Annotated in this window: 7 protein-coding genes; 1 reads left to right on the forward strand and 6 read right to left on the reverse strand. The window is 67.7% G+C overall.

The window, feature by feature from the left end:
- Positions 1-181 precede the first annotated feature (181 nt).
- Complete coding sequence (locus tag AX669_RS01925; RefSeq protein WP_081873511.1) at positions 182-1,030, forward strand: MBL fold metallo-hydrolase; 849 nt, start codon at positions 182-184, stop codon at positions 1,028-1,030.
- 480 nt (positions 1,031-1,510) lie between these two features.
- Here AX669_RS01925 and AX669_RS01930 read toward each other — a convergent pair whose 3' ends face one another.
- The 6 genes from AX669_RS01930 to AX669_RS01955 form a co-directional block, all read right to left on the reverse strand.
- On the reverse strand, positions 1,511-2,206 hold the full coding sequence (locus tag AX669_RS01930) for a hypothetical protein (protein ID WP_038566157.1): 696 nt from the start codon (positions 2,204-2,206) through the stop codon (positions 1,511-1,513).
- A gap of 346 nt (positions 2,207-2,552) precedes the next feature.
- A complete protein-coding gene (locus AX669_RS01935) occupies positions 2,553-2,948 on the reverse strand; it encodes a low molecular weight phosphatase family protein (protein WP_038566160.1) in 396 nt (131 codons plus the stop codon).
- 14 nt (positions 2,949-2,962) lie between these two features.
- Positions 2,963-4,360, reverse strand: a complete 1,398-nt coding sequence (locus tag AX669_RS01940) for an FAD-dependent oxidoreductase (protein WP_038566163.1) — start codon at positions 4,358-4,360, stop codon at positions 2,963-2,965.
- Between the two features lie 20 nt (positions 4,361-4,380).
- The gene (locus AX669_RS01945) at positions 4,381-4,797 is read right to left on the reverse strand and encodes an arsenate reductase ArsC (RefSeq protein WP_038566165.1); all 417 of its coding nucleotides are present in this window, start codon (positions 4,795-4,797) and stop codon (positions 4,381-4,383) included.
- Positions 4,798-4,817: 20 nt separating this feature from the next.
- Positions 4,818-6,215, reverse strand: a complete 1,398-nt coding sequence (locus tag AX669_RS01950) for an arsenic transporter (protein WP_038569915.1) — start codon at positions 6,213-6,215, stop codon at positions 4,818-4,820.
- Between the two features lie 5 nt (positions 6,216-6,220).
- Entirely contained in the window at positions 6,221-7,624 is a 1,404-nt protein-coding gene (locus AX669_RS01955; RefSeq protein ID WP_038566168.1) for an FAD-dependent oxidoreductase, read from the reverse strand.
- Positions 7,625-7,892: the final 268 nt, after the last annotated feature.

The raw sequence follows: 7,892 nt of genomic DNA on the forward strand, positions 1-7,892 counted from the left end.
CGGCATATGCCATCATCCCATACTGTCAACGAATTAATGACGCGCGACACTAGCTGCCTTACCACTGTCATCTGCTCAGGCTGGAGCCCCACCGTCCGGTAGGGCGCGGGCCGGTCGTCCCCTCACCGTGCGCAGACCTTACATCCATCACCCGACACCGCATCCCCTCTCGAGGAGTCACATGAATTCATCGACCAGCACTCCGAACGGCGAACACGGCAGCTCGGGCGGCACAGTTTCGGAGGGTCTGGCGTCGCTGGAGTTCATCGGCACAGCCACGTGTCTTCTCCGCCTGGGTCCTTTCACTGTTCTTACCGATCCCAACTTCCTTCACCGTGGCCAGCTGGCCTATCTCGGCAAGGGGCTGGCAAGCCGACGATTGACGGAGCCTGCCATGCAGCCATCCGAACTACCTTCGTTGGACGCCATCGTGCTGTCACACTTGCACGGGGATCACTTCGATCGGATCGCGCGGCGCGAACTTCAGCGCACCCCGCCCGTCTATACCACCGCCCCAGCGGCACGCCGACTTGAGCGCTGGGGGTTCGACGCGCATGCCCTTGACACCTGGGACACACGCCTTCTCACCCGTGGCTCGTGGACCCTGCGTCTCACCGCGACCCCGGGTCAGCACGCGCCGGGGCCTGCCACCCATCTGTTGCCTCGGGTCATGGGCAGCGTCCTAGAACTGCGCGAGAACGAAGCCCTGCGTCTACGTGTCTACGTCACCGGCGACACGCTCTACCGACCCACCCTCGCGGCCGTCACCGAGCGCTGCGGCCCGATCGACTCCATGATCATTCATCTGGGTGGCACTCGGATCCTGGGCTTGCTGGTGACGATGGACGCGCGCCAGGGAGCGCAGATGGTTCGAACCGTCCGCCCACACGTCATCGTCCCGGTTCACTTTGACGACTACACCGTTTTCCGTTCGCCACGCGAAGACTTTGCTGGCCTGTTCGAGCGGGCCGAGCTACCCGGTGAGCTTCGTCTTGTGGAACGCGGCCAACGCATCAGTCTCATGCCGTAACCAACATGGCTGACTCCTCCTTCGTGCCATGAGCGGCACGGTCAGACAAGGATCAAGGCGCCGGTCGTTTTGGCATTGGCATTAGCCGCCATTGCCCTCCAGATCGGCGCGATGCTAGGGACCTCGCCGGCGAAGGGAAACCCGGCGCCAGTGCCTACACCAAGCGCCTCGGCGACCTCGGACGCCCCGATAGACATGCAGAAGTGACGATCCAAACGTGCGCCCTTCACGCCACCCGAAACGCGACGGCTGCGATTCTCATCGGCTCCACACTCCGGCCCCGCTCCCGACTGGCGGTGGACGCCTCGAGTATGCGAGTAGGGATACCCCTAGATGCGCGGTGGTGAAAGTGTGCATCTGAGGGGGTTTCCACTTGCGTGGGGTGGGGTACAGCCCCACTCGCGGCGAGTGTGCATGCATACCACCCACCCCAGATGCACGCCACGGCACGGAGTGGATGGTGCACAAACCTTCGTTGAGCTACTTGGCAGCGCGTGTCCTCGACGGCTGGCGTGCGCGCCAGATCGCGTGGTCGATTTCCCACAAGGTGTACTGCCCCTGAAGGGTTTGTGCGACCTGAGCTAGCACATCGCGAGCTTCCTCGGGGTTCTTGACTCCAGCGCCGTTCGTGGCAAGCCACCTCATGACCATCCGATCAGGCTTGATCGCGGCGTCGTCACCAATAAGCATCCATAGGTATCCCCGCCGGATGCCAGATGCCCCTTCACCGGGAACTGTGCGTAGATCCGCGTCGATGGACTGAAGTGCGGTGGGGTTCAGCAGGGCGGATTGAGCTTCCCCGAGAGTGGCGATCCCATGGGAGAGGAAAATTTCAGCGTGCTGCCGCACAGCAGCAGCCTTGGTGATCCCACCCTTTGTCGATGTTCGCTGTCGGTTGGTCACTGCGATGAGGCTCTGCTCATCGGGAAACTCCGAGAGGAACGCGTGAAGCGGCAGGGGGTCCGCGGCGTCCACCCCGGGGGTCTTCGTCGCGGGCAGGCCAGGGGCGCCGTGCTGTGCCGCCACCCTACGTACCAGGGGCGCGACGACGGAGGTGTAGTTGGCGCTGATGCTCCACACGGCGTCGAGCACGCAGTACGTGAGGCTTGACCACTGTTGCTCACGAGGGGCGGGCTCCAGGGCTCGAACCTTGTCTGCGAGATCCTCGATGTTCATTACGGACTCTCCCTCGTCGTCACGGCTGTCGGTGCTGGCGTTTACGGTCCGGATCGGAAGGTGACGATGAAGCAAGCCGAGGAGTCCGCATGCTCAGGTTAGGTGCTGCAGGCAAGTCACTAGGGGAGATCGGAGTGGAGGCCCCATCCGTGGGGGATCGCATACGCGCCATTCATCGCGCACCAATTGAGGTGCGCAGTGCACCCCTGGAGCAGTTGTTGATTACTCAGCGACTGGATGGGCAGGTGCAGCTTCTCGTCACGATGGGAAGCTCTCTAGTGAGACTGTGAACAGCTTCGCTCTGTGTCGTCCTTCTGGCTTCGCTTCGTGTCGGGTAGCCCGGTCGCTACGGCTGCAGGAGCTCTCGTTCGATGCGTTCTGCGACGGCGTCCCGCATTGGTCGCACGTCTTCCGGTGACCAGGAGTTGGGGTCGGGGAACGACCACTCCAGGACCGTGCCGCCAGGTTCTGCGGGGAGTTCGAGTCCGGGCTTCATGAGGACGACGATGTCCGCGTGTTCGAGCAGGTCGGGCGTCACGCGCCGCGGCATGCGTGCGGTGATGTCGAGGCCGAGTTCGCCTACGGTCGCGGCGATCGAGGGGTTCACCTCGTCGGCCGGGGTGATGCCGGCGGAGGTGGCCGTGTATCGGTCGGGTGCGGCGAGTTCGAGGAGTGCTGCGCCGAGTTGTGAGCGGCCGGCGTTGTGCTTGCAGATGAACAGGACAGTGGGCTTCGTGGTCATGGATGCAAGTCCGGTCAGTTGGTGCAGCACGAGGTGTTGCCGGTAGCCGAATCAAGCGGAGTGCAGCAGGCAGCGTCCTCAGCGGCAGGAGTGGCGGTGGCGGGCGGGGTGGTGCAGCAGGAGCTGCCGCCGATGTCGGTGGAGCAGACACCCGTTTCGGGGAGGACGAGTTCGAGCTGTCGGGCTGCGGTGTGGTCGCCGGCGAGTTCGGCGGCGATGGAGCGGACCTGCTCGTAGCCGGTGAGGAGCAGGAACGTGGGCGCGCGGCCGTAGGACTTCATGCCGGCGATGAAGAAGTTCGGCTCCGGGTGCGCCAACTCGGCGACACCGTGCGGGGGAACGGAGCCGCAGGAGTGCAGGTTCGGGTCGATCAGTGGTGCGAGGGCTCGGGGTGCTTCGACGATGTCGTCGAGGCCGAGGCGGATCTCGCGGAGCATGTCGAGGTCGGGCCGGAATCCGGTGGCGTTCACGATGACGTCGACAGTGACCGCGAACGGCTCTCCCGCGCGCCGGCCGGTGACGGTGACCTGGTCGCCGTCGGCGCGGACGTCGTCGATCTCGTACGAGGCGATCTGCTGCAGCTGACCGGACTCGACGAGGCCGTGGACGGTGGACCCGAGCTGACCCCTGGCCGCGAGGCCGTCGGCTGCGTCGGCGCCGAGCCGGGCGGTGCCGGCGTTTCGGACAGCCCACAGCACTTCGGTACCCGGCGCGGTCTTGGCGAGGCTGGCGAGCTTGATGAGCGTGTTCGCCGCGGAGTGGCCGGCACCAACGACGAGGACCCGCTTCCCCGAGAACCGGGCCCGGTCGGCGCCGAGGACGTCAGGCAGTGCGTGGACGACGCGGTCGCCGAGGTCCGCGGCGGGTGCGAGCCCAGCGGCAGTGAGGGGGTTCGGTGATGTGTAGGTGCCGGAGGTGTCGACGACCGCACGCGCGGTGATGTCCGTGACGCCGTCGGCGGTGTGGAGGCGGAGCAGGAAGGGGGTGTCGGCGCGGCCGGTGGAGCGGGTGCGGTCCATGCCCTGCCGTGACACCGCCTCCACCCGGGTGCCGTAGCGGATCACCGGTGCGAGCTGCGGGGTCGCAGCCAGGGGCGCCAGGTACGTGTCGACGAGGTCCTGGCCAGTGGGCAACGACGCCGCTCGAGGCGCTTCCCAGCCGGTGGCTTCCAGGAGACGCTGCGCGGCAGGGTCGATGACGTACTGCCACGGGGAGAACAGGCGCGTGTGTCCCCACGCGCGGACGCTCGTCCCAACCGTCGGGCCAGCTTCGTAGACGACGACGTCGAGGCCGCGCTCGAGGAGGTGCGCGGCGGCAGCGAGCCCGACGGGGCCGGCACCGATGACCGCGACGGGCAGCCCGGTGAGGCGGTCCGCGTCGGTCCGGGGTGGGACGGTGAGGGTAAGCGTCATGGTCTGCGGCTTCCTGGTCGTTACGCGGTTGCTTCGGTGGGCAGCAGCTCGGCGAGGAGCGTCTGGACGCGGTGCTTGACGTCGTCGCGGATGGGGCGGACGTCCTCGATGCCGCGGCCGGCGGGATCGGTGAGTTCCCAGTCCTCGTACCGCTTGCCCGGGAAGATCGGGCACGCGTCGCCGCACCCCATGGTGATGACGGCGTCGGAGTCGCGGACGGCGTCGGTGGTGAGGATCTTCGGCTGGTTGCCGGCGATGTCGATGCCGTCTTCGGCCATCGCCTGGATCGCGATCGGGTTGATCTGGTCCTTCGGCGCACTGCCGGCGGAGAGGACCTCGACGCGGTCGCCGCCGAGTGCCTGCGCGTAGCCGGCGGCCATCTGGGAGCGTCCCGCGTTGTGGACGCAGACGAACAGGATCGTGGGCTTGTCACTCATGGGTGTGTGTCTTTCCGGGTTCAGCGGATGAGGGTGAGCCAGCCGGCGAGGGCGGCGAGGGTGACGGCGAGGACGGGGACGGTGAGGACGATGCCGGTGCGGAAGTACTGCCCCCACCCGATGTGGATGCCCTTCTTCTCCAGCACGTGCAACCACAGCAGGGTCGCGAGGGAGCCGATGGGGGTGATCTTCGGGCCGAGGTCGGAGCCGATGACGTTGGCGTAGACCATCACCTCGTGGGTGAGCCCGGTCGCTCCGGCTCCGCCGATGGCGAGGGCGGCGATGAGGACGGTGGGCATGTTGTTCATCAGGGACGCGAGGATCGCGATGGTGAACCCGACGCCGAGCGCCGTGACGAGCACCCCGTGGTCGCCGAACACGTCGAACAGCTTCGCGAGGTGGTCAGTGAGGCCCTGGTTCTGCAGGCCGTAGACGACGAGGTACATGCCGATGGAGAACAGCACGATCTGCCACGGCGCCTCCCGGATCGTCTTCCACACCGGAATCACCCGCCCCGACGGCGCACCCGCACCGCCACCGGCGGCACCGACGGTGGCGGTGCCGCCGGTGGTGACCAGGACCGGTGCGGCCTGGGCGCGGGCGAAGAGGAACGCGGGCTGCCGGGCGGCAACGAGCACGATCACGACCGCCCCGACACCAGCGACGGCCGCGAGCGGCACACCGAGTGGGTCGGCGGCGAAGTAGCCGACGAGCAGCAGGGCGAGGACGACCCAACCGGCGCGGAACGTCGCCCGGTCCGTGATCGCGGCGGTGGGGCTGGTGAGGGCGAGGACGTCGTACCGCTTCGGGATGCTCTTGCCGAAGTAGAGCAGCAGCATGCCGAGGGAGGCGAGGACGGAGACGATGCCGACGGGGATCATGACGGCGGCGTACTCGGCGAAGCCGAGGTGGAAGTAGTCGGCGGAGACGATGTTGACCAGGTTCGACACCACCAGCGGCAGGCTGCCGGTGTCGGCGATGAACCCGGTGGCGAGGATGAACCCGAGCGCTGCCTTCTGCGGCATGTTCAGGGCCCGGAGCATCCCGACGACGATCGGGGTGAGGATCAGTGCGGCCCCGTCGTTGGCGAACACGGCCGCGATGACGGCACCGAGGCCGACGATGAGGACGAACAGCAGCCGTCCGTTGCCGCGGCCCCAGCGGGCAACGTGGAGGGCTGCCCACTCGAAGAACCCGGCCTCGTCGAGGATCAACGAGATCAGCACCACCGCGACGAACGTCAGTGTCGCGTTCCACACGATCCCGACCACTGTCGGGATGTCGGAGAGGCCGACGACGGTGGTGGCGAGGGCGATGACGGCGCCGATGAGCGCGGTGTAGCCGATCGGGAACCCCTTGGGCTGCCAGATCACCACCACGAGCGTCGCGACGAAGATCGCCGCAGCCACCACAGCCATCACCATCAGCCGATCACCGCAGCCTGGTTCACTGCAGCCTGGTTCGCTGCGGCGGCGGCGCGTTCCCAGCCCTGCGCGGCGACCTGCACGGCGTCCCACGGGGACCCGAGCGGCGGCGTGTAGGAGAGGTCGAGGTCGATGACGTCGTCCACGGTGAGCTCCGCGTGGAGGGCAGTGGCGAACGTGTCGATGCGCTTGCTGATCTCTGCCGAGCGCTGCCCGACGATCTGCGCACCGAGGAGCCGACCGGTGCTCTGGTCGCCGGTGACGCTGATCGTCAGCGGGACCGCGCCCGGGTAGTACCGCTTGTGGTCATCCGCCACCGTCACCCGCGTCAACGGAGACACCTCCAGAGGGCCGGTCTCGTGCTGGCGGAGGCCGGTGCGGGCGGCGACGAGATCGAACACCTTCACCACCTGCGTCCCCACCGAGCCTGCGAAAACCTTGCTGCCGCCGAGCATGTTTTCCGCGGCGACGCGGCCCTGCTTGTGCGCTGTCGTCCCGAGCGGCAACCACGTGGTGCCGAGGAGCCGGTGGTGCGTCACGACGCAGTCACCGGCAGCCCACACATGCGGCACCCCGGTCCGCATCGATTCGTCGACGACGATCGCGCCGGCCTGACCGAGCCGTGCCCCAGCGGCGACCGCGAGGTCCGTGACGGGATGGACGCCGACGCAGACCACGACGAGGGCGAACGTGCCCTCCGCGTCACCGGACGTCGACCTGGTGGCGACGCGCCACTGCCCACCGCCTGTCGGGGCGATCCCGGTGACGGTCGACCCGGTCAGGACGGCCGCGCCATGGCGGCGGACCTCGGCGGTGACGAGGGACCCGAGCTCCGGGTCGAGGGTGGAGAGCACTTCCGGGCCACGCTGAATCAGCGTCGTCTCGAACCCGCGCGCGACGAGCCCTTCGGTCATCTCCAGGCCGATGTAGCCAGCACCGACGACCGCCACCCGGCTCCCCGCCGGCAGCAGCTCGAGGGCAGCGACCACCTGCTCCGCATCAGTCATGGAGTGCAGCAGGTGGATGCCAGATTCCCCGAACGGGACCCCGGCCGGGCGCACGGGCTCGGCGCCGGTGCCGATCAGCAGCTCGTCGTAGGAGATCTGCTCTTCCCCGGCAGCGCCGGTGACGGTGAGGCGGCGGCGGTCGACGTCGACGGCGGAGGCCCAGGTGGAGGAGCGGACGGTCATGCCGGCGGCTTCGAGGTCCGCGCGGGTGCGGTGCGCGAGGGACGCTTCCGTCGCGACGTCGCCGGAGACCCAGTACGGGATGCCGCAGATGGAGAAGTTCGGGAACTCGTCCGCGAGTACCACCGTCACATCGGTGGTCGGGTCAAGTTCGCGGGCGCGGAGCGCTGCGGCGATGCCGGCGTCACTGCCGCCGACGGCGAGGAGGTGAGTCATCAGGCTGGTCCTTCACGGATCGAGCGGGAGCCGAAAGCCGGCCCGTACATCGAAGCACGTCGATATCGATGAACGCAAATATAGACGCCCGTCGAAGTCGGTGGGAGGATGAGCCCATGACGATCGAGCTGCTTCCCATCCAGGACGTCACCGCGTGCTGCTCGCCCGTCACCACCGAGGCGATGGACCAGGCGTCCGCCGAGGTCCTCGCGAAGTCGCTCAAGGCGATCGCGGACCCGGCCCGGCTCCGGCTGATCTCGATGGTCGC

Origin of the sequence: Dermacoccus sp. CCH2-D9 (assembly GCF_001556795.1) — a bacterium.
In the GTDB taxonomy this organism is placed as follows: Bacteria; Actinomycetota; Actinomycetes; order Actinomycetales; family Dermatophilaceae; genus Dermacoccus; species Dermacoccus nishinomiyaensis.

Coding starts and splice junctions, on each gene's coding strand:
- AX669_RS01925 (WP_081873511.1), top strand. CDS start 182: ATGAATTCATCGACCAGCACTCCGAACGGCGAACACGGCAGCTCGGGC.
- AX669_RS01930 (WP_038566157.1), bottom strand. CDS start 2,206: ATGAACATCGAGGATCTCGCAGACAAGGTTCGAGCCCTGGAGCCCGCC.
- AX669_RS01935 (WP_038566160.1), bottom strand. CDS start 2,948: ATGACCACGAAGCCCACTGTCCTGTTCATCTGCAAGCACAACGCCGGC.
- AX669_RS01940 (WP_038566163.1), bottom strand. CDS start 4,360: ATGACGCTTACCCTCACCGTCCCACCCCGGACCGACGCGGACCGCCTC.
- AX669_RS01945 (WP_038566165.1), bottom strand. CDS start 4,797: ATGAGTGACAAGCCCACGATCCTGTTCGTCTGCGTCCACAACGCGGGA.
- AX669_RS01950 (WP_038569915.1), bottom strand. CDS start 6,215: ATGGCTGTGGTGGCTGCGGCGATCTTCGTCGCGACGCTCGTGGTGGTG.
- AX669_RS01955 (WP_038566168.1), bottom strand. CDS start 7,624: ATGACTCACCTCCTCGCCGTCGGCGGCAGTGACGCCGGCATCGCCGCA.